Source organism: Paenibacillus sp. J22P143, from assembly GCF_059692035.1.
In genome coordinates this window covers 1-20,659 of record NZ_JCAUAQ010000037.1, presented here as the reverse complement: position 1 = coordinate 20,659, position 20,659 = coordinate 1, and the positions used below count along the sequence as shown (strand labels likewise).

The 20,659-nt window shown below is 42.6% G+C and carries 24 protein-coding genes and 1 pseudogene; 7 read left to right on the top strand and 18 right to left on the bottom strand.

Going from position 1 to position 20,659, the window contains the following annotated elements; all coding sequences use genetic code 11:
• Positions 1 to 220: 220 nt before the first annotated feature.
• A complete protein-coding gene (locus tag AC58PQ_RS27525; RefSeq protein WP_497247234.1) occupies positions 221 to 1,123 on the top strand; it encodes a LysR family transcriptional regulator in 903 nt (300 codons plus the stop codon).
• Between the two features lie 11 nt (positions 1,124 to 1,134).
• A complete protein-coding gene (locus AC58PQ_RS27520) occupies positions 1,135 to 1,941 on the top strand; it encodes a histidinol-phosphatase (protein ID WP_497247232.1) in 807 nt (268 codons plus the stop codon).
• 64 nt (positions 1,942 to 2,005) lie between these two features.
• Here AC58PQ_RS27520 and AC58PQ_RS27515 read toward each other — a convergent pair whose 3' ends face one another.
• A complete protein-coding gene (locus AC58PQ_RS27515; RefSeq protein WP_497247230.1) occupies positions 2,006 to 3,214 on the bottom strand; it encodes a putative bifunctional diguanylate cyclase/phosphodiesterase in 1,209 nt (402 codons plus the stop codon).
• A 94-nt stretch (positions 3,215 to 3,308) separates the two neighbouring features.
• Here AC58PQ_RS27515 and AC58PQ_RS27510 point away from each other — a divergent pair, with 94 nt between their 5' ends.
• From AC58PQ_RS27510 to AC58PQ_RS27495, 4 genes are all read left to right on the top strand, one after another.
• Complete coding sequence (locus AC58PQ_RS27510) at positions 3,309 to 4,388, top strand: ParB/RepB/Spo0J family partition protein (protein WP_497247228.1); 1,080 nt, start codon at positions 3,309 to 3,311, stop codon at positions 4,386 to 4,388.
• Between the two features lie 149 nt (positions 4,389 to 4,537).
• Positions 4,538 to 5,215, top strand: a complete 678-nt coding sequence (locus AC58PQ_RS27505) for a GntR family transcriptional regulator (RefSeq protein WP_497247226.1) — start codon at positions 4,538 to 4,540, stop codon at positions 5,213 to 5,215.
• A gap of 30 nt (positions 5,216 to 5,245) precedes the next feature.
• Complete coding sequence (uxuA, locus tag AC58PQ_RS27500) at positions 5,246 to 6,352, top strand: mannonate dehydratase (protein ID WP_497247224.1); 1,107 nt, start codon at positions 5,246 to 5,248, stop codon at positions 6,350 to 6,352.
• A complete protein-coding gene (locus AC58PQ_RS27495) occupies positions 6,336 to 7,190 on the top strand; it encodes an SDR family oxidoreductase (protein ID WP_497247222.1) in 855 nt (284 codons plus the stop codon). Before uxuA ends, AC58PQ_RS27495 begins: the two co-directional genes overlap by 17 nt.
• Before the next feature lie 425 nt (positions 7,191 to 7,615).
• Here the strand turns inward: AC58PQ_RS27495 and AC58PQ_RS27490 are convergent, their stop codons facing one another.
• From AC58PQ_RS27490 to AC58PQ_RS27460, 7 genes and pseudogenes are all read right to left on the bottom strand, one after another.
• On the bottom strand, positions 7,616 to 7,876 hold the full coding sequence (locus AC58PQ_RS27490) for an Hpt domain-containing protein (protein ID WP_497247266.1): 261 nt from the start codon (positions 7,874 to 7,876) through the stop codon (positions 7,616 to 7,618).
• Positions 7,877 to 8,050: 174 nt separating this feature from the next.
• Positions 8,051 to 9,208: pseudogene (locus AC58PQ_RS27485) on the bottom strand (response regulator); the annotation flags it as partial.
• Between the two features lie 51 nt (positions 9,209 to 9,259).
• Positions 9,260 to 9,925, bottom strand: coding sequence for a PAS domain-containing protein (locus tag AC58PQ_RS27480; RefSeq protein ID WP_497247220.1), 666 nt, complete (start codon positions 9,923 to 9,925; stop codon positions 9,260 to 9,262).
• Entirely contained in the window at positions 9,846 to 10,262 is a 417-nt protein-coding gene (locus AC58PQ_RS27475; RefSeq protein WP_497247218.1) for a LytS/YhcK type 5TM receptor domain-containing protein, read from the bottom strand. Before AC58PQ_RS27475 ends, AC58PQ_RS27480 begins: the two co-directional genes overlap by 80 nt.
• A gap of 21 nt (positions 10,263 to 10,283) precedes the next feature.
• Positions 10,284 to 10,745, bottom strand: a complete 462-nt coding sequence (locus tag AC58PQ_RS27470) for a hypothetical protein (RefSeq protein ID WP_497247216.1) — start codon at positions 10,743 to 10,745, stop codon at positions 10,284 to 10,286.
• A gap of 163 nt (positions 10,746 to 10,908) precedes the next feature.
• The gene (locus tag AC58PQ_RS27465; protein WP_497247214.1) at positions 10,909 to 11,403 is read right to left on the bottom strand and encodes a CYTH domain-containing protein; all 495 of its coding nucleotides are present in this window, start codon (positions 11,401 to 11,403) and stop codon (positions 10,909 to 10,911) included.
• Between the two features lie 15 nt (positions 11,404 to 11,418).
• Entirely contained in the window at positions 11,419 to 12,231 is an 813-nt protein-coding gene (locus AC58PQ_RS27460) for an AraC family transcriptional regulator (RefSeq protein ID WP_497247212.1), read from the bottom strand.
• A gap of 118 nt (positions 12,232 to 12,349) precedes the next feature.
• On the opposite strand from AC58PQ_RS27460, the gene AC58PQ_RS27455 reads away from it, so the two are divergent.
• Entirely contained in the window at positions 12,350 to 14,056 is a 1,707-nt protein-coding gene (locus AC58PQ_RS27455) for a glycoside hydrolase family 2 protein (protein ID WP_497247210.1), read from the top strand.
• 48 nt (positions 14,057 to 14,104) lie between these two features.
• Here AC58PQ_RS27455 and AC58PQ_RS27450 read toward each other — a convergent pair whose 3' ends face one another.
• The 10 genes from AC58PQ_RS27450 to AC58PQ_RS27405 all read right to left on the bottom strand — a co-directional run.
• On the bottom strand, positions 14,105 to 14,470 hold the full coding sequence (locus tag AC58PQ_RS27450; RefSeq protein ID WP_497247208.1) for a group I truncated hemoglobin: 366 nt from the start codon (positions 14,468 to 14,470) through the stop codon (positions 14,105 to 14,107).
• 492 nt (positions 14,471 to 14,962) lie between these two features.
• Positions 14,963 to 16,468 (bottom strand): FAD-dependent oxidoreductase, encoded by a 1,506-nt coding sequence (locus AC58PQ_RS27445; RefSeq protein WP_497247206.1) that lies wholly within the window; start codon positions 16,466 to 16,468, stop codon positions 14,963 to 14,965.
• 146 nt (positions 16,469 to 16,614) lie between these two features.
• The gene (locus AC58PQ_RS27440) at positions 16,615 to 17,289 is read right to left on the bottom strand and encodes a hypothetical protein (RefSeq protein ID WP_497247204.1); all 675 of its coding nucleotides are present in this window, start codon (positions 17,287 to 17,289) and stop codon (positions 16,615 to 16,617) included.
• Between the two features lie 351 nt (positions 17,290 to 17,640).
• The gene (locus AC58PQ_RS27435; RefSeq protein ID WP_497247202.1) at positions 17,641 to 17,964 is read right to left on the bottom strand and encodes a hypothetical protein; all 324 of its coding nucleotides are present in this window, start codon (positions 17,962 to 17,964) and stop codon (positions 17,641 to 17,643) included.
• A 34-nt stretch (positions 17,965 to 17,998) separates the two neighbouring features.
• Positions 17,999 to 18,688 carry a hypothetical protein gene (locus AC58PQ_RS27430; RefSeq protein ID WP_497247200.1) on the bottom strand — a complete coding sequence of 230 codons (690 nt, stop codon included), beginning with the start codon at positions 18,686 to 18,688 and terminating at the stop codon, positions 17,999 to 18,001.
• A 41-nt stretch (positions 18,689 to 18,729) separates the two neighbouring features.
• Positions 18,730 to 19,026: a hypothetical protein gene (locus AC58PQ_RS27425; RefSeq protein WP_497247198.1), complete on the bottom strand. Its 297-nt coding sequence runs from the start codon at positions 19,024 to 19,026 to the stop codon at positions 18,730 to 18,732.
• Positions 18,983 to 19,348: a hypothetical protein gene (locus tag AC58PQ_RS27420; protein ID WP_497247196.1), complete on the bottom strand. Its 366-nt coding sequence runs from the start codon at positions 19,346 to 19,348 to the stop codon at positions 18,983 to 18,985. The genes AC58PQ_RS27425 and AC58PQ_RS27420 overlap by 44 nt, the downstream gene beginning before the upstream one ends.
• Before the next feature lie 12 nt (positions 19,349 to 19,360).
• On the bottom strand, positions 19,361 to 19,699 hold the full coding sequence (locus tag AC58PQ_RS27415; protein ID WP_497247194.1) for a hypothetical protein: 339 nt from the start codon (positions 19,697 to 19,699) through the stop codon (positions 19,361 to 19,363).
• A gap of 33 nt (positions 19,700 to 19,732) precedes the next feature.
• Entirely contained in the window at positions 19,733 to 20,176 is a 444-nt protein-coding gene (locus tag AC58PQ_RS27410; RefSeq protein WP_497247192.1) for a hypothetical protein, read from the bottom strand.
• A gap of 267 nt (positions 20,177 to 20,443) precedes the next feature.
• On the bottom strand, positions 20,444 to 20,659 hold a 216-nt coding region (locus AC58PQ_RS27405), incomplete at its 5' end, for a hypothetical protein (protein ID WP_497247190.1).

Here is a 20,659-nt window from a genome sequence, read left to right as displayed (position 1 = left end):
ATTCAAATTTGAGTAATTTGCAAAGATAATTTTCAGGTTGAAGCCCTTTCCCCTGCCTCGGTATCTTGCGCCCAAAAACTTGCAATTATCCTGCCATGTTGCCTAGTTAGCACTTCGTATCATATAATAAGGTTAGAAAAGGTTTTTATGCCCTTTACAATTTCGATAAATTTTATTTGTACCTATACACCCTAAATCTAACATGCAGGAGGTAAATCTCATGAATATGAACCAGTTAGAAACCCTGCTCACGATTTCGAAAACGATGAGCTTTCGTAAAGCTGGCGAGATTCTTAACTTGACCCAACCTGCCGTTTCCGCGCAAATAAAAAGTCTTGAAGATGAATTCGGTACGATTCTCATTGATCGTAATCAGCCTGTTACTTTAACAGATAGTGGAAAGCTTTTCTTGGAGCATGCGGAGAAAATATTGCGGATCACCCATGACCTGAAACAGCGTCTTTCCGATCTAAGTCAAACACCTCAAGGCCACATCCATATTGGCACAACGACTTCCATTGCCATGCAGATATTACCGAGGGTGCTTTCCTATTTCCAAGATCAATTCCCGCTGATCAAAACAACGATTCACTCCATGACGTCCTCTCAGATCATGACATCCGTGGAAAACGGTCATATCGATATTGGGATCACGTATTTGTTTGAGAAGAATCCAACACTGGAGACATCGGTGCTTTACTATGATACTTTCGAACTCATCGTCTCCACACACCATCCGCTTAGTCGTTTCACGCACTTATCCATCGAAAAGCTCAAGAACATTCCGTTTATCATGCTTTCTCCAGAAACAGCAGGTCGACGATTCGTTGATCAAATCTTCAAGTCCTATGAGGTCTCACCTCATATTGTCATGGAGTTGTCTAGCAGCGAGGAAGTGAAGCGCATGGTAGAGCTTAATCTGGGTGTTGCGATTATTTCCAAGATGTCTGTTGCAGATGAATTGCGGCATGGATCATTGAAAATGGTAAAAGTGAACGAACTGGATATTACCCATCCAGTAGGCGTAGTATATAAGTCAGGACGGTACTTGAATTCAGCTATGCAACAATTTCTTCGCGATCTTAAAGGAATGCCGGAAACGCAATTTATCGGATCAGAATAGGAGTCCAAGCCATGAAATTCGACCTACATACGCATCATGATCGATGCGGACATGCGCAAGATACCATACGTGACTATATTGAAGCAGCCATTGCAGGCGGCCTTCAGGTTATTGGCATCTCGGATCACTCGCCTTATTTTGGAAGTTCAGAAGATCGTGCACAGCCTGCTATCGCCATGGCAAAAAGCGAATTCCCCCGATATATCGAAGAAGTACTTCGCCTCAAACACGAGTATGCTGGCAAAATCAATGTACTCTTAGGCGTCGAGTCTGATTATTTCCCTGAGCACGTGGAGATCTATCGACAAGAATACGCGAAATATCCGTTCGATTACATCATAGGCTCTGTTCATCTCTCCGGAGGCGTAAGTATCTTCAATCGCAACAGATGGAAGAAATTAAATGCAGCTGAACAGGTTGAACATAAAGAAGAGTACTATCGTCTGATTGCTGATTCGGCACGCTCAGGTATGTTCCAAATTCTTGGACATATCGATGCGATGAAAGGTTTCTACCCTGCATTTTCAGATATCTCGACGCCAAAGGTCGATGAAACTTTGAAAATCATTGGAGAGTCTGGTGTAGCGATCGAGATTAATACGTCAGGTAAAACGAAAGACGTTGGCGGTTGGTATCCTTCACATGAAATTCTAGAGCGCGCCCTGCATTTCGGCGTTGAGGTTACCTTCGGGTCTGACGCCCATGTCCCTAGTCGCGTCGCTGACGATTGGGAAGAAGTTCAGAAAGCCTTGAAAGAAATTGGATTCAAGCATTGGGTCTATTTCCAGAATAAGCAGAAGCAAATCGTCGCGCTCTAGTTTTTCCTAAACACAAAAGAGGTGCCCCTTACCGGGGGCACCTCTTTTGTGTTTACTAACGATTTTAAATATCATAATTATGAATCCACTTTACTCCTAAGAATGCTAGCTTCTCATGCAACCCTTCTTTGAATACTGCTTGCAGCTGCTCTGGCTTCATCGGTTTATAAAAATAATAGCCTTGTATATGATGACATCCATTCGCCACCAAGAATTCCGCCTGCTCTTCGGTTTCGACGCCCTCTGCGATCATTTTCAGCTGAAAGGCATTGGCCACGGAAATGGAGATTCCTAGTTGGCGAAGCGAGTAAAGTACGCCCATATGCTCATCCTGCATAGCTACATTCTCTGTGATTTCCATCTCTAAGTATTTCGCTTCTAATCCTGTCTCTTCCAGAATCGCAATGACTTTATCCACAAAGCGATGATCATTCAAATGTTTGACAGAAATATTAACGGAGATCATGAGGGGTTCATCTATAAGACTATGCCAAGCTTTCATCTGCCTGCATGCGCCGCGGAGCACCCATTCACCAATGTCATCAATAAGGCCGAGTTCCTCCGATAAGGGAATAAAATCGGATGGCGAGATGTAGCCTTTCGTCGTATGATTCCAACGCAAAAGTGCTTCCGCGCCAGTAATCTTACCTTTCATGCAATCAATCTGCGGCTGATAGACAATTTCGAGTTCATTTCGATCAAGCGACTGACGGAGATGATTCTCCATTTCCAGCTTCGAGATCGACAACCTCTCCATTTGTTGATTGAAGAAGCTATAGGAACTGCCGCTTTCTTTCTTAGCCATATACATGGCGATATCGGCATTCTTCAGCAAGGCATTCCATGTCGCACCACCATGCGGATATTGTACAATGCCTATGCTGGCGTTAATAAAGAATGAGCGATTCGCCAATATACAAGGCGGTTTCAAGACAGCGATAATTTGCCCACAAAAGGCTTGGATTTCCTGCTCACTAGAGCAATCCTCCAACAAAATTGCAAATTCATCACCACCAAATCTAGCAAAGGTATGGTAGGCCATGTATGACAACATTTGCTCGGATTCCTGCATTCGCTTCATAGACTCATGAAGCTCCTGCTGACCTGCAATTAGCTCTTCGTTCACTCCCAGCAAATCTTCATTCGCAATCTGCAGTTCTTGTGTTCGTTCATTTACAGCTTTACTTAACCGATCACACTGACGAATGATATAGGTGATGAAGAACAAGCCCTTCTTGCTGAATTCACTCCTCCATTTATACCAAATCCCCATGATGAACACGCCTTTCTGTCGAATTGACGTTTCCACGGTTCCAACCTTGATATATAATTAAGTTAGATGACCCTGAACGAATGGAGACATGAAAATGGACATACATAACATTTCTATACATCTCATTGATGAAGACACAGACCAGCCCCGTTATCAATTCGATGAAGAGGCACTTCAAGAATTAATGAAGAGCATTGGGGAGATTGGCTTACTCTCACCGATTAAAGTGCGTACAACCGCTGACAACCGATATAAAATCATTTATGGCAATCGCAGATATAAAGCTAGTAAAATGCTTGGGCTTCCAACCATGCCTTGTATCGTATCCACGGTAACGGATGAGATGGAAATCTATCTGGAGCAGATTGCTGAAAATCTAACAAGAGAAGGCTTCTCTCCGATTGAGGAAGCCGAAGCTTTTCATAAGCTCATGCATGACGCGAAGTTTAGTTCTTCTATTAAATATCTTTCTGGTAAGCTTGGTAAGCCGGAATCCTATATCAAAAACAAATGTGAGTTACTCAAATTTGGGAACTCCGTTAAGAAGCTTATCGCCTCTGGAACCGAGATTCGTAAAGACAAGCTGACTGAGGATCAATTGCTGCCGCTGAAGGATCTGCCGATGGAGCATCGTGATCCGCTTGCCTTAATCATGGCACGCGATGAAATGCCCGTCAGTGATGTGAAGAAAATTGCGAAGATGTTTAAGGATAAAGACATCTCTGACCGGATTAAAGGCCAGCTGCTTTATAAGTCTGGGCCTGAATTAATTGAGACCTGGTCCACCTTCCAGAACAATCGTGCAGAACGCGCGAAGCCTGTCGCGGCCAAGCCTCCTGCTAAGACAGAGAAGGTGAAAGTGGAGGTTAATGAAGCTGCGACTGTTGAGGAAGTAAAAAATGAAGTCACAGGCGTTACGGCAGCTGAAACAGCGATTTCAGCGCGGCAATCTGAGACTCCTATAGCTGCTGGAAAGCCACTTCATGCTAAACTACAGCAGTTGCTTCGTATGATCCCCGCTCCACCCGCTTCGAACGAGCTACAGATGGAGCAGGATGCGATGAATGAGCAAGAAAAAGAGCAGTTCTCACAAGACGTCTCAACGTTAGTGGAACAGTTGGAACAACAATTGGAAGCTTGGAAAAAGGTTCAAGTTTTAGCTATTTCTCGATAAAGCTTACTGACACCGCATTTGACTCGTGCTATTCCTATTTAGGAAAGCACGGGCAACATGCGGTGTTTTTGTTCATCATTTCCCACTACCGCACTACCATACAAGTATGGTAGTATGAGTTATGGCTACATTTAATAAAGGAGACACACATGGATTTTTTCAAAAAACCACTGATTAGTTCGACCCGTGATGCCGTCTATCACACGCTAAAGGCTCAAATTATGAGTCTCACCCTGCTTCCAGGTGTAACCATTTCGGAGAAAGAAATGTCGGTAAGCTTTAACGTGAGTCGGACACCCGTTCGGGAAAGCTTTGTTCAGTTAGCACAGGAAGGCTTGTTGGACATTTATCCGCAACGCGGCACCGTTGTCTCTCGCATTGATTTGGAGCTGGTTGATGAGGCACGCTTCATTCGAGAACATCTGGAAAGCGCCGTTATTCGCTTGGCCTGCAGCTCTTTTCCAGAAGAGTCCCTTCGCTCGCTGCAGATGAATTTAGCCTCCCAGAAAGTGTGTATGGATGAACAAGATTACAAGAAAATGTTTGAGCTTGATGAGGAATTTCATCGAACAATTTTCGAAGGCTGTAAGAAAATGAACACATGGGCGGTCATTGGGCAAATTAACGTGCATTTGAACCGTACTCGGATGCTTCGATTGGCGACAGATCATCATTGGGATGAACTGTATGCGCAGCATGGTCAGATTGTTGAAGCCATCAAAGAGCAACAGCCAGATCAAGCAGAGCAATTAATTCGCGCCCATCTGCAAGTTGGCATTTCCGATCAGGCATTATTGAAAGCGAAGTTCCCCACGTATTTCAAATAGGTTGATGACAATGGAGGCGAGCGTGCATCTATGAAAATGGTATTCCGCTGGTTTGGAGAGGGCAACGATACGGTCACGCTGAAGCAAATCAAACAAATTCCCGGTGTTGAAGGCATCGTCTGGGCACTGCATGATGTACCTGCTGGTGAGGAATGGCCGATGGACAAGATCCAAAAGATCAAAGCCGAAGCTGATCGCGCTGGGCTGCATATGCAGGTTGTGGAAAGCGTCAACATTCATGAGGACATTAAATTAGGACTTCCAAGTCGCGATACGTATATCGCTAATTATAAGAAAACGATCGCAACTTTGGCACAGGTTGGTGTCAAAGTGATTTGCTACAATTTCATGCCGGTGTTCGATTGGGTTCGTACGGATTTACATAAAGAATTGGAAGATGGCTCGACGGCACTCTTTTATGAAAAAAGTAAAATTGCCAATCTCGACCTTGCTGAGCATGTTGGGCGGATCAATGCCAACCCCGATTTCAGTATGCCAGGCTGGGAACCTGAGCGCCTTGCTCGTTTAACCGAGCTATTCGACGCCTACAAGGATGTCACGGAAGAACACCTCTGGGCAAACTTGAAGTATTTCTTGGATGAAGTTATTCCGGTTGCCGCAGAGCACGGCATTCGAATGGCCATTCACCCGGACGATCCACCATGGTCTGTCTTCGGATTACCACGATTGATGACAAGCCAAGCGAATATTCGCCGTTTCTTGGCTTTGCATGACAGCCCATTTAACGGGCTTACGATGTGCAGTGGCTCACTCGGTGCGAATCCGAGCAATGATATTGTCTCGATCGTGCATGAATTCGCGGATCGGATTCCTTTTGCACATATTCGGAATGTCCGCGTGTATGAGAATGGCGATTTCATCGAGACCTCTCATCGTACGAAGGATGGCACGGTTGATATTTCCGGCATTGTGCAGGCGCTGCACGAGAACAATTACGAAGGTTTCTGCCGTCCGGATCATGGCCGACATATTTGGGATGAACGCTGCAGACCTGGATACGGGCTCTATGACCGTGCGTTAGGTATTATGTATTTATGGGGACTTTGGGACATGATGTGTCGCCAAGGGATTACTTTACATGAAGGAGCTGTGGCGGATTATGAGCGGATTAACTAATTTTCCATCCCTACAAGGGAAAGTCGTTGTGATAACGGGAGGCGCTGGCGTCCTGTGCCGCGTGATGGCACTCGAATTAGCTAGACAAGGCGCACACATTGCTATTCTGAACCGCACCCATGAGAAAGGGGTGGCTGTGGTGGAGGAGATTCAAGCAACTGGTGGCAAAGCGATTGCCGTTGCTTGCGATGTAACTGTGACCGAAAGTGTGGAGCAAGCTGCAGCCTCCGTGATTGAACAGTTCGGTACCTGTGATATCCTGATTAATGGCGCGGGCGGTAATCATGCCAGCGCGAATACGACGAATGAGATTTTTAAGATGGAGGATGTTGCGAATCCAGATGTACAATCCTTCTATGATCTAAGCATCCCTGGATTCCGCAACGTGCTGGATCTTAATTTCGTGGGGACATTAATTCCAACGCAAGTATTCACCAAACATATGCATGGCAAAAACGGAGCAACGGTTATTAATATTTCATCCATGAGCGCACCTTCGCCGATGACGAAAGTTCCTGCTTATAGCGCTGCTAAAGCAGCTATCGATAACTTCACGAAATGGTTAGCTGTTCACTTGGCGGAAAGCGGTATTCGTGTAAATGCCATCGCCCCGGGCTTCTTTTTGACTGAGCAGAATGCCAAATTATTAATGAAAGAAGACGGATCGCTGACGGATCGCTCTCATAAAATCATTGCACATACCCCGATGCGCCGATTCGGCAAGCCGGAGGATTTACTAGGCACCTTGCTGTGGCTGGCTGATTCCGACATGTCCCGTTTCGTTACTGGCACAACGATCCCTGTGGATGGCGGATTTATGGCTTATTCGGGCGTTTAACAGGTTTAATAGGTCTAGTAAAACTCAACTGATGTGAAGACTGATTTGGAGCAATTAAGGTCCACTGTGTCCGTTAGCTAGAATCGCGCGGGGAAAGTGGGGTCGGGATTTCAAGAATCCCCAGTGAAACTTGGGATCCCGACTATCCTAGATCGGCTAACGGACATGAATGACGTTATTTGGGTCGAAATGGGTCTTTTCAGAATCTAACGGACACTACAGCCGTTAATCATGCTTTCTTGCTCGATAGATGACTGAATACGCGGGAATAGAGGCACCTGTGTCCGTTAGAATTTCAAACACACTAATTTAGAGCAAATAAGGTCCACTGTGTCCGTTAGAGAATTTCGCGGGGGGAACTGGTGACTTGAATCCATGATCCTATCTACTTAACGGGCTTCATCAAGCATCTCCTCTATTCGCTATTATCCTTCATCTGGGATACAAACGATAATCCGCTTAATTTCCGCTGCGATCTCAGCAAGCTGCTCCTCATCGTTTTCTTTAAGGAGAATCGTCGATTGAAGCTTCACAGCTCCTGCGTGCAAGGCATGGGCCGAAAGACTGCCAGCTACACCGATGAGCGTATGTGCGGCTCTTTTGGCAGCGACCCAATCGCCCTCACGTTGATGTACTTTAAGCTGATCAGCAAAATCACTATAATTTTTCTTAAATAGCTGCAGCATAACGAGAAGAATACTTTCTTTGCCCTCCAGTCGGGCCAAAGCCCCCTCCCAGTCTATTGCCGTGATGCTTTTATAATAAGGGATTACTTTCATAGGCTGATGTTCCTCGAGACTCTTCACCCGTTCCTTCACCTTCTCCTGCTGCGGTTCCATCCATTTATGAATGACACGAAATAGTCGCATCACATCCAACGGTTTACTCAAAACCTCGTTCATACCGTTGCGAACATACTCTTCTTGGTCCTGTTTGACCACGTTAGCGGTAAGCCCTATGATAGGCAATTGACTAAATCTAGGGTTCTGACGAAGATGCATCGTTGCTTCAACACCATCCATGACAGGCATGTGAATATCCATAAGAACCAGCGCGAAGTCACCGGTTTCCAGCTTGTCTAGCGCTTCTTGACCATTGATCGCTAACGTGACTTTGTAACCTCGTTCCTCGATAAGCTCCATCGCAACCTGTTGATTAATTTCATTGTCCTCAACAAGCAGAATGTGTCCCAAGTGCTCGGTAAGTGAATGATTCGAGAGGGATCGATGATCAACTGTCTGAGATTGGTGCTTAAAATGGAACAAAAATTCCAACGTCTGATACAGCTCTAGACGAGAAATCGGTTTAATAAGCACAGCATCAGGTCTAGCTTCATCGGGTAGTGTTAGTAACTCTTCCTTCCCCATGGGTGATGTCAGGCAAATAATGCGTGTTCGATCTCTCTGAATGGTCGTGAGGAGCACATGCCACGTCTCAATGCCATACATATCTTCGCTCTCCATATTTAGGATGAGACAATCGAAGTCATCGTCACCTGCTTCGTTCCCCTCAAACTTTTTAAATAACGCATCCCAGGAAGGAACTGTCGTTACGATGAGCGCAAAAGACTCTAAGGTATCCTGCAAGCTGCTACGCATGAGCGGATGGTCCTCAACAACCATTACGCGATAAGGCTTATGCCGTTCTCCAATATCCCACACATCAGGATCGTCCTGCGCAATGATTTGGAAAGGTAAGGCAAACGTGAAGCGACTTCCGCTACCTACATGACTTTCTACTTTGAGCACTCCGCCCATCAGACTGATCAAATGTTGGCTAATAGGCAGTCCCAAACCGGTTCCACCATACTCACGGCTCGTTGAGCCATCTGCCTGAGAAAAGGGTTCGAATATGAAAGAAAGTCGATCTTCCGAAATGCCAATCCCCGAGTCTTCAACGCTAAAGCGCAGCACCATTTCTTCACTAGTTGTCTGCGGACACAGCTCAATATGAAGCATCACATAGCCTGCGCTCGTGAATTTAATCGCATTGCTGCAAAGGTTAAGCAGAACTTGCTTTAATCTCCGAGGAGTCGTTTGGGCAGCTCCGCCGGTGTGCTGAAAATAAGCTCAATAGGGTGGCTCTTCGATAGCACACTGCAAATATTGGAAAGCTCCTTTAGCAGCACCGCTCAGCACTTCTTCAAAATGCTGCTCCCAGAGCGCCTGCTCGGATGCTGGCAAAAAAGCAGTCATTTGTTGACCCAGCATGTCCTCTGATCTCGTTTGTGAAAGCAGGCACGCTGCTTGATTCACGGATGTGATTTCACCGTCTGTTGTGAAACCCAGAATGCCCTCTTGCGAATTTTCAACGAGAATGCGATTCCGCTCTTCACTTTCCTGTATGCGACGTTCTGCTAGGGTCCTCTCGGTAACATCTGTCGTCGAACCTATGACTTCAATGACTTGTTCGCCATCAAATACGGGCTGTAGGGTTGTGAAGAGGACTTTTCCTCGGACATCCATCTCAAAGACGACTTGCTTTCCCTCGTAAGCTTCATCATACTTCGATTGTAAAAACTGACCAAAGTTCTCCGTGGAATAGGAAATCTCATGCACAGCTTTCTCAAAAAAGTCATTCGGCTTGACGCCAAGCTGATGTAATAATTGTCCATCAATGATCGTGTAAACCAATTTATTTTGTATTTTTTTGAGCTTAAACGTAAATCCTGGTTGGAAGCATCCATTTCTTCCAAAAGTCTCGGATGTAATAATGAATAAGAGCGCAACCTGCATAAATAATCAACCCTAGAATCGATACGCGAACCAAAACCGCAGGATCCATGATCGTTCTGCCGATAATCATAACTACCGTCGTAATGAGCCCAGAAACACCTCCGCCAATGAAGGTGCTCGTTAAAATTGCAACCGCTTTCAAATCTAATATATGCCTTTCGCTCACATGGACTCCCGTATAGGCAAGCAAGACCCCGAAAAGTCCGTGCGTCAAGCCCGCCCCAATTTGAAGTTTCCATTTTGCTGCCTTCTGCAATTTAGGTGAGTAAAAAATTTGAATGGATAGAAAAACAAATACAGCTACGATCGAAAAATTGTTTAGTAGGTCTTTCAACATCGTACTCACCCCATCGGATTGCTACATCGTCCACCTACATCTATTATAGATGTCGAAATATGGAAGGTCTATACGATTCTCATAATCTACTTGTTTAATGGCAGAGAACACGAGATCGATCATCTCCGCTCGCGCGTGATTAATAAAGCCTAACGACGTTTGCTGCAAATTTTCGATGGATATGCATGAGGTTAACATAATTTTGCTGGAGAACACATACATGGACAACTCATAGGCAGAGGCCACATTTCTGATGACATCGCCAATGTTCGTTCTTTTATACGATTCAGGAAGCTCAATGGCATACATCAAATAAAGCGGCTCCTGCCTTGTTTGTGTTATCTGAAACATTTCTTTAAACGAAGTACTTACGTGTGAACGCCAAAGAAAACCAAATTTATAATGCGAATCTTCCTCCCAAACCTTCTCAAACTGGGCTGTTAACTCGATAAACTGCTGACGATAATAGTGGATTAAATTCATAGATGGTCCCTCACAATTCCATTAGAAGTTCTTACAATACTTAGATCATACCTAGGAATTGTTGTAAAACTTCTATCTAGAATTTTAGGGAAGCATGTTTTTTACTCATACTTCTCTAATGAATCTGGGATTCAGCAAATGGGACCACCTTTCCCAAAAAGTATTAGCGCTTCTGCAAAGCAACCCACATCGACTTATTGCGGAACTCTTCCTCCGAACCAAGCTCTCTTCCGAACCAGGTCGGCGGTTCAAACTGCTGTGCCGCCTGCAAATCAGGGAACTCGACTTCAACGACAAGGAGGTCAATTTGTTTATATTCATCGATCTCAAAGGTAAACCCACCCGCTTCGAGCGTCGTACGAATCTTCTCTAATGGAATTAATCCCGTGCGTTCCAGCAATTGTCTATAGATAGGTTCTGTGATGCTGTACTCAACTTCTTCTCGAACCATCCCATGCCCCGACTTGAAGGTATGCGTATAATACGATTCCCCTGAGCTGTCTACCAGCTGGCGCACGCGAATTTCTTGATCATCGGAGAAAGCCAAATACGTTTGATAAATATATTGCTTGGACACTTGTTTCAGCTCGTTATTCGCTAGTTCAGCCGCAGGAAATGCGGGCAATAAATACTTTCTCTCAATTTCGGCACCCATCATTCGGTTAGCCCCTCTCTACTTGTTCATGGTTCGAAAACGAACCGGTGAAATCTCGTTCCATACTCGAAACATTTTACCAAAATGAAACTCATCTGCAAATCCACACGCATCCGCGATCGCCTTCATAGGCTCATCAGTCAACAAAAGCATCGTCTTCGCCTGTTCATTCCGAATCTTATTTAGATACAACTTAGGTGAGATGCCGACATGCTTGATAAACATTTTACGTAATTGCGAGACGGAGATATGGTAGGTTGTCGCCAACTCTTCCAGCCGAATGGGCTGATGGTAGCAGGTTTCTAACCACATCTTCGCTTGCTGAAAGGCTTTCATGTAGGGGTCACTCGACGTATCTGTATCCTTCATAAATTGGATCAATCGCGTTACCACATATTGAAACTCCGCCTGCCGTTCATGCGGATCCGTTCCATGCATCGACCATAAGCGTGTGAGCTGTGCTTCCAGCCAATCTGACTGCTCTACCGTGTACGGTTTATAAAAGGGAATCGGCAGCGCATCCACTGGCACCGGCTTCAGCCAATTGAGATGCTCAAAAGGTATATCAAAAACATCAAAGAGGAGCATCCTAATACACATCGGCTTGTCTGTAGACGAAGTCATGGCCAGTGTAAAGCCAGGCTTTAGATATATTACATTCCCAGCTTGTACATGCAGCGGTACTTCGTCTATCTCATGGCGGAATTCCCCTTCGCCGCTCATAATCCAATACAGCGAGTGCACATCTGTCGTATTGCGAATATCTTTCCAACCAGGAACAGGAGGCTTCTCATACGAAAGTCGATGATGATAAATACGGTGCTTATTCAAGGAGTTGTTCACCAGCCTCGTAGCGATTTTGACAAATAGAGATGAGGTTTATCCATTCAAATTAACCCTTCTTCTATGATACGCTTTACGAAACAGACATGAAAGGGGCTTACCGATTGTGATACGTACTTTTCAGCAGCATAACCTACGACCTACCCGAATTTTGGATGGCTTATGGGATTTCATTACGGATCCTGACAATAAAGGTGTTTCCGAGGAGTGGTCAACTCATTTCCCTACAGGCTCCAGAAAATTCGTCGTCCCTTCCTGTTGGAATAACGAATTAGGGACTTACGATTATATTGGCGCAGCCTGGTACCGCACTTATTTTGATACACTTCATGAAGCGAATATTCGATTCGTATTTGAAGGCATTCTTCATCATGCGGATGTGTACGTGGATGGTCAGCATATTGGGTACCACTTTGGTGGTTTTACACAGTTTGCGATGATTCTTCCCCATCTTACTGCGGGTAAACATGAGCTTGTGATTCGCGTTGATAATACAGTGGATTGGCAAACCTTGCCGACGGACATTGCGGATTGGCATTCCTACGGGGGTATCATTCGATCTGTTGAGCTTCAGGAGCTACCTGATGTGTATATTGACTCGATGAAAATTGATTATCAATTGAAGGGCGATATGGCTGATGTTCAGCTGCAGATTCAAGTAAGTTCGTTAATCCAGGAAGATTGCCACATTGAGGTTAGTGCGAGTACGGATGGGCTTTCACTTGGGGTTGCGAATGTGCTGGTTGCTGCTGGCCAAACGACTCGTCTTATACTGCAGGGAAGCCTTAATGAGGTTCGCAGATGGGATGTCGGCCAACCTGCACTCTATACCTTTATAGTTAGAGCCGGTGAAGATGATCTCATCGATCGGACTGGCTTCCGTACGGTTGAAGTTCATGGCAGCGATGTGCTGCTGAATGGTAAAAAACTATACCTGCAGGGCGTGAATCGTCATGAGGAGCACCCGGAGTGGGGATTTGCATTTCCACCTAAGCTGATGCTGAAGGATTTGGACATTTTATCCGACATGGGCTGCAACATTGTGCGCGGCTCCCACTATCCGCAGAGCCAGTTCTGGATCGATCTGCTCGACGAGCATGGTATGCTTCTCTGGAGCGAGATCCCGATGTGGGGTTGCTTTATGAGCGTGGAAACCTTGGCAAGCCCGATATTCAGAGAGCGCGGCGTCCACATGCTGGATGAAATGATCACGCGCGACTACCACCATCCTTCCATCATTTTCTGGGGTGCGCACAATGAAATTGATACACGGACGGTAGAAGCTCTGGAGCTCACGAAAGCTTTCGTAGGCAAAATCCGCAGCATGGACTCCAGCAGACTCGTTACTTACGCAACTATGCAACCGGAGCAAGATATCGTACTCTCTTACTTCGATGTCATCGGCATTAACAAATATTACGGCTGGTATGAAGGCAGCGTGGATGGCTTTAGTACTATGCTGCAGAACTACTACCTCAATGCTGAGAAACAAGGCGCTGGCGGCAAGCCTGTGATCATGAGCGAGTTCGGCGCGGCGGGAATTTTTGGCGATGCAGGCTGGGAGCCGCGCCTCTTCAGCGAAGACTATCAGGCTGATGTCGTCACACGTGCTTTGAAGATCTTCCGCGACGACCCTCGCATCGTCGGAACGCTCATCTGGCACTTCGCCGACATCCGCGTCGATGTGCGGAGCGACCGTCCTTACTTCCGCGATCGCGCGCGGAGCTTCAATAATAAAGGCTTGCTGAGCGAGTATCGCAAGCCGAAATTGGCTTATCGCTTAGTGAAGGAGATTTATCGCTCTGAACGATGAAACAAAGGGACTCAGCCTATGCGGGCTGGGTCCCTTTTTAGATAACACTCATTTATGTAAGATATCGTCTTTCAACGTAGACACCTTCGCCAACACTTGATTGATCTCGTCTGCCCCCACTTGAAAATGAGCAAGCGCGTCATGAAGATGCGTAGCAATCGCATTAAAATGTTCTTCCTGCAGATTCATTCCTGCATGCGCCTTAGCCATGGATGCCCCTGTGTACTGGTTCGGCCCACCTAACGCAAAGCCAATAAATTTAGCCTGATGTTTACGCTGTTTCTCCATATCCGTGTTGCGAAAAAAGTGATTGACCGTTTCATCCGCCAATACTAGCTCATAAAAGTAGTTCACCACTGCCGTGATGGCTTCTTCTCCGCCGAGTTTATCATACAGCGTTGTTTCGCTTTCCATTTGTTTCCTCCTTCAGAAGTGAACCTATTTGCCTGGTTAGATTATCCAAAAACCACGGAAATTATCCTTGTCTATCTGATTCCTGTCTCCGCCTCCGTCCAGCACACTGTCTATCTATCATGCATTCTATAAATACAGAAGCTAAATAGAAACGAGGTGATTGGAATGGCTTGTGCAAGAATAAAAGCTGTTCGTCAACCTGACTTAGTTTTGATTAGTTGGTCTAGAAACCCTCAAGTTGCTGGCTCCCCCCGCAGGATTAGGGCTGTACGTGTTATCGGAAGTTCGCAACCTTGTAGACCTACATTGGTAACAAATGGATTACTTATTGCGGCATTGAATTGCCTATTAGACGATTTCAAAATTGTCTACCAGAAAAAAACGACCAGCGTAAGCGGATATTTGTTGTTGCAACGATTTCGCATTCCATAGATGATGGTGAGACAAAAAAAGGGACCTAGCCAACGGGGCTGGGTCTCCTGCTTTTTTTCTTTATGGCAATGTTAACTTACCTTGATCGAGTTGTTTAATCTGCTCTTCAGTAAGTTTCTTAATTTTGTTATTTGAATCCACACCACTTAGTATGATATTATATTTTTTCTTTAATAAATCATGAATCTCTTTCATTTCCTTTTCATTTAATGCTGTCAGCCCATCCTCACCTTTTAACTTACCAAGAATAATTCCAATTACCTCTGCTGCGAGAGATGTATTGGGTTGAATGCGAGCACTCCCATATGCAACCGTTGATGCACCTACATTTTTACCTGCAAGAATAACATTACTGTATCCCTTAGGGATAAAGGACCGTAGGGGCATTCCATACTTATCGGGATCACCGGAATGTTGGCCCCATGTACGGTTAATTGTCCCCTGTAAATCAATTGGATAGCCAGCAATACTTACGTTATCCCAAAACATTTTGCCACTCATTATATCAGAGGCTTGTAACACGTATTCTGCTTGATATCTGGTATAATCCCTAATGTATAAAAAATTCGGAAATCCATTAAGCTCCGCTGCTTCCCATCCTGGCAACTCTTTTCTAAGATGTGGGAGAATTCTTTCCGTTTCCGTTCTACCCAATTTTAAAGCTTGCTCAATACTCTCCGGTTTAGAGGGATCTACATTATAAAGAAGTAGAGCATTAATTAATACTTCTCCGTCATGTTGATTTACGGTATTTAATCCCCTAAGAAATACTTCTTTTGTACTTGGTTTATAATTTGCACCCACATTACCGAATCCCCAAGTAAATTTATCTGTAACCGTTGTTGTAGACCCATACTTATCTTCTCGTTCTTTCTTACCTATGGCATTAACTTCTTTCTGAAATCGCGTCCAATCTACATTACGGAATTTCATCATGATTGATGCAGCCATATGATCCTTAGGGCCACCAAAGATACTCTCAATTCCTGGTAAAGGTTCAATACCCAATTCCCCAACTAACGCACCAAAATCAGTATTATCCACCCAATAATTCGCTTTAATGGTTTTCTCTAATCCATTATGTGTTCGATATGTGATAGACTCAACTTTTTGTTTGTCAGATTTGCTATTATCACTCTTCTCCAATTTTACGACAGTAATGCCCGATTCAATATTAATTCCTTTGGTTAGATTATTATAATAGCTTTCAAATTCACCAGCCTTTCTAATTTCCCCCTTTTTATAGCTAGTAAACAATTCTTTTACCTTTCCTTGCAGGAGTGATTTATTATCATCATCGATAGGTTCGTCCAGAAATTGCATCTCCCCCTGAATAAGTTGACCACCCAACTTCTCTCTTGGATCTAAAACCAACACAGATAATCCTTCATCCACAGCGGCACGAGCAAGGTATATTCCTTCTATCTCTGAACCAATGATTACTACCTGGAGATTTCCAACTTCTCCACTTTTTATTATCTGATTACTCTTATTATTATCGCATGCATACAGAAATAGTACTGACATAATGATAATTCCTTTATAAATAAAATTTAAATAATTCATGATTCCTCCTATAATTCATCATCAATCTGTAAAAAAAATAATGAAAATAACATTATATCCCTTGTAATGGAAAATATGCTATTTTCACTTAGTAGAATCACTATACCTACATGTTAAACCGAAGTCAAAAGTTTCTATTCGAGTTTCTATCGTAATATATTAAAAGTTGCTTGACCAAAATAAGATATCCGTTTTTGATATCTTATTTTGACTTTATTTAGCATTTCAGAATATGATAAATTTCCATTTGCTTCGACATCTAAATCTTTGCTTTCAATTGTTCCATCCGCATAAATGATAACGACTACTTCTTTTTCAGTCATCTTATGTTTAGCTAATGCCAACCAAGGTCTTTCATTGTGAGCGTAATTCATGCTATATCTTATTTTAATTGGTTCTAGATTCATTTCTGATAGTACATATTTCACTTTCTCTTCCGCAATTACCTTTTTATAGTAAAAAATATATAGTCCCCAAATTAGAATAAGTAGGCTAATTATGCCTATAATCCATCTTTTCATTATAACCCCCCTAGTTGTAAGATTAGGTGTTGCATCATCTGTTTTAGATAATGCAACACCTATATAAACATCAACTGTTTTTACTGAATGGTATGTTGCAAAAAGAGCGTTTGTAGCAATCGCATTCGGTCGTTGATGTGCCCTTGCGTACGACTGAAGACCATCATCAATATTATAATGGTCGGTTGTTCCCGTACCGGAACTATGATATGTTCCCATTGCAGTTCTTAAGTCACCTACCACCTGTGTTTGAAATACAGGAACCAAACTTGTGTAGCCTTTATCTGACCAATATTTCATAATATTTGAACCAGCCGTTGGAGATCAACCCGTTGTTTGTTGTACACCACCAATTGTCGCGTAGTACCATTGTTTTTGATTTACACTGGTATCAATATAATTTCTATCAATACTAAGATAGTTCGTTTCCCAGCCCGCTAACCACCAATCTAGTATTAATCGTCGCAGAATGCTATCTAGATGTTTTGGAACTTCAATATAGCCACCATTTATTTAGCACGAAAGGGCAAATCTCGATTTCAGCGACCCGCATGGTTTTTTTATGGGCATAAGAAAAAGCACCATCGTATGATGATGCTTTTTCATGGAGTTATACCACGACATGCAATGTATATGAATCTTCTCTTTTATCTAAAAATCATGTGGGTCAGCCCATTCGAAATCATCAATAGAAAGTTCTTCTCTGCCCTTCAAAGTTAAGAAAAAATTGTTTAGAGCATCTTCTAATGCTTTTTCAACGGAAATACCATTACCGCAAATCCAATCTGGAGTGCTATCTAATTCACTTAGGACTGCAACATTTATTTGTCCCAAAAATATACCTGTTTTGTAGTTTTCCTTTATTTTAACCTTCATTTTTGCAAAAGGCAGTGAATGATGAACCCAAATATCAAACTCCGCTACTACCTTCTCGATGTATGAAACACCCACATGTTTAACTTCTTTCCAAGTCAATCCCATCACCCTTTTAATGAAATCCATGTTTTATTTAATTCAATGGATACTCAATTACTACCCAAGGAAGCCATAAAACTGGTTCAGTACCTTCTATTTCATCATTAGTGTATTGTGACAATTGGCAAGCTTCTTCAATGCTTCTAATAAAGCCATTCTCATTAAGTGAGAATGAAAATTTTTCTTTATAATTTTCAAACAAACTATTGCAGATATAAGAATGGAATGTTCCGTATTCATAACCTAATATTTCGTAACCAAGAGTGAATCCATCCGATTCAAGTGTATCATTTTGAGTGATGTTATATTCAACTCCATAAAAGAACCCTTCTGCCCCAAAATCTGCTTTAAGATTCTCTATCATTTCGATAGGTAATCCAATCCCAATTAACTTAATGTCTGTAATATGGCTTAGGTACTTATGATAAAATTCCCTAGCCGATTGTACGCTCATAAAAACATGTGGAAAACCTAATTTCTTGCTATCAAATTCCTGTTCAATCCACTGTTCCATAGAAGTAAAGCTGTCCTGACTTAAATTTAACTGCTTCATGTATTCTTGTTTCTTCGATTTAGATTTGTCCCAACACACCCCAATATCAGGATAATTATCACAAATACAGTTACTTGCTGATAGTACCTCTTCTGGTATTATTTCTTTGTCCATATGATTAGACCTTTTCATGGGCTTTACTAAATAATATCCTCCCAATAGATACTCCAAAACGAACCTCTCCTTCAAATAAAATTGCTCTTTTATAAATGCTAAAGAATTGTGACTGTTGCAATATCCCTTCCAGCCCGAAGTTTAAAGGTATAACCTGTTTCAAGTAGATGCCAAGGAGCTTCATCAACTAAAAAACCTACATCCGCATAAGTATTCCATGTTCCATCTATAGTGGAGGTTATTCTTACAGGTACAGTCCATGTATCACCATAGATTTTCTTGTCGATTATTTCCCCATAAATCACTACTATGTCACGAAGCCATTCATTCATAGAGTAACGACTTGGGTCTTTATCCCATTTTGATAATCGCTTTGCAGTGTCTTCTTTCCACATTATTTCCACCTAAATTATTTAACATTTGGTTGAATATTCCTCTATAATCTCTTGTTTCATTGGGATACCTCTTTTGAAAGGCATCTACATATTCCCAAAATAGTTTTTCATCAAATTGCTTATGATCATTTGAAAGAATTTCTGGAAGATTATGAAATACATCTGATAACTCAGCAATATATCTGGTTCTTAGAACCATCTTATATAATGAAAATGGATTCCACCATTTAACTAATGACCATGTGTTAGATCGAATGTCGATTAAAACTACATAAAGTAGATAAATATATGCTTTTAAATTCCTTTCTTCCAACTGATTCACCCACATCTTTCTTTATAAGTTTTCAATTTTTATTCTTTCTGCTGTTATCTTGAAAACATCTCCAGAGTTTAAGTAAAAATATGTTACAAACAACCGCTTATTTTCTGCTCCCTCACAAGATACTGAATGAATATAAAATCCACTTCCCCAAGGCTCTTCAAATGGAATGTATACTTTCAGCACATTCATAAACATGATGGATAATCTCCTTGAAGGACTTTCAGCAATGTTAGGGAGAATTAAACCAACACTTACTTGTTTGTCCCTATAATCAACTGTTATTGGTTGCAGTTCCGCATCATGCAAATATAACTGCTCAATATCCTTATAGTTATTTATTGTATATTCCATCCAACAACCGCCATTTCAAATAAAATCGTGCTTTTAGTTTCTTTTTTCAAGCCTATCCCAAAGCCTTTCTAGACCTTTAGTAAGTTCTTCACGATTCTTCCTACTCTTTATCCATTCAGGAAGTCTACTCGCCAAACTCTGATTTTTATTAGGGATTCGTTCTCGCAGTGAGGAAGTAATATAATTATCCAAAAAATCTAGATGTTCTTTGTTATAAGCCCATAACAAATTACCACAACAGTTAGTTCTTAGCCATAGATTTAGCCCCATGAAAGTGCCACTCCCCCATGAGCCAATAGGTGGATTAGGTAGTATTCCACAATGACTGCAAATTAGTTTATATTCATAGTTTACATCTAGTATTTTCACACCTTTTGCACATCTAATGCAGTATGGACATTCAATAAGAACGCTATCAGACTTGAAAAGAAAATTATATACACTTTCACCTTTGTCTTTAAATCTCGATTCAGTCATAGAAATTGATTCCTCTACCTTAAAATAAAATCATTCCTTGATCTAAGACAGTACATACTTCGTTATCTAATATTTTATAGAAAACTATGTACTATTCTCCTTTATTACTATACCATATATTGGGATTAGTGATTTGCGTCATTGCTTAATTTTCATTCATACTCGAGATAGTTTTTATCCACGTCTTAACCTGTGCTATCCAATATAATGCCTTTTATTTAGCCCCCCCCTTTGTATTAACAACAAAAAACCACCTCAAAAGGTTGGCTAATCCTTATACATTCGTTCAACTGCTCTCTGCTTATCTTCCTCACTTGGCATACTACAGTGTTTCAAAATCACTATGGACTTGTACTCACATCTGATGCCAAATATTGTTACTGCTAAACCATACTGTCCGCCAATTGACGGCGTAAGTTGTCCTAACCCTGACGGACAAGCTGTCCAGTCGGTGGTTTGAAAAAAGGGAGAATCAAGAACATT

Excerpts from the sequence above, each read along its gene's own strand:
- AC58PQ_RS27510 (WP_497247228.1), top strand. The coding sequence starts at position 3,309 with ATGGACATACATAACATTTCTATACATCTCATTGATGAAGACACAGAC.
- AC58PQ_RS27410 (WP_497247192.1), bottom strand. The coding sequence starts at position 20,176 with ATGACTGAATCGAGATTTAAAGACAAAGGTGAAAGTGTATATAATTTT.
- AC58PQ_RS27495 (WP_497247222.1), top strand. The coding sequence starts at position 6,336 with ATGAGCGGATTAACTAATTTTCCATCCCTACAAGGGAAAGTCGTTGTG.
- AC58PQ_RS27520 (WP_497247232.1), top strand. The coding sequence starts at position 1,135 with ATGAAATTCGACCTACATACGCATCATGATCGATGCGGACATGCGCAA.
- AC58PQ_RS27450 (WP_497247208.1), bottom strand. The coding sequence starts at position 14,470 with ATGGAAAGCGAAACAACGCTGTATGATAAACTCGGCGGAGAAGAAGCC.
- AC58PQ_RS27465 (WP_497247214.1), bottom strand. The coding sequence starts at position 11,403 with ATGATGGGTGCCGAAATTGAGAGAAAGTATTTATTGCCCGCATTTCCT.
- AC58PQ_RS27490 (WP_497247266.1), bottom strand. The coding sequence starts at position 7,876 with ATGCTGCAGCTATTTAAGAAAAATTATAGTGATTTTGCTGATCAGCTT.
- AC58PQ_RS27425 (WP_497247198.1), bottom strand. The coding sequence starts at position 19,026 with ATGTGGAAAGAAGACACTGCAAAGCGATTATCAAAATGGGATAAAGAC.
- uxuA (WP_497247224.1), top strand. The coding sequence starts at position 5,246 with ATGAAAATGGTATTCCGCTGGTTTGGAGAGGGCAACGATACGGTCACG.
- AC58PQ_RS27475 (WP_497247218.1), bottom strand. The coding sequence starts at position 10,262 with ATGTTGAAAGACCTACTAAACAATTTTTCGATCGTAGCTGTATTTGTT.
- AC58PQ_RS27480 (WP_497247220.1), bottom strand. The coding sequence starts at position 9,925 with ATGCAGGTTGCGCTCTTATTCATTATTACATCCGAGACTTTTGGAAGA.
- AC58PQ_RS27440 (WP_497247204.1), bottom strand. The coding sequence starts at position 17,289 with ATGAAATATTGGTCAGATAAAGGCTACACAAGTTTGGTTCCTGTATTT.
- AC58PQ_RS27470 (WP_497247216.1), bottom strand. The coding sequence starts at position 10,745 with ATGAATTTAATCCACTATTATCGTCAGCAGTTTATCGAGTTAACAGCC.
- AC58PQ_RS27515 (WP_497247230.1), bottom strand. The coding sequence starts at position 3,214 with ATGGGGATTTGGTATAAATGGAGGAGTGAATTCAGCAAGAAGGGCTTG.
- AC58PQ_RS27525 (WP_497247234.1), top strand. The coding sequence starts at position 221 with ATGAATATGAACCAGTTAGAAACCCTGCTCACGATTTCGAAAACGATG.
- AC58PQ_RS27445 (WP_497247206.1), bottom strand. The coding sequence starts at position 16,468 with ATGAATTATTTAAATTTTATTTATAAAGGAATTATCATTATGTCAGTA.
- AC58PQ_RS27415 (WP_497247194.1), bottom strand. The coding sequence starts at position 19,699 with ATGGAATATACAATAAATAACTATAAGGATATTGAGCAGTTATATTTG.
- AC58PQ_RS27505 (WP_497247226.1), top strand. The coding sequence starts at position 4,538 with ATGGATTTTTTCAAAAAACCACTGATTAGTTCGACCCGTGATGCCGTC.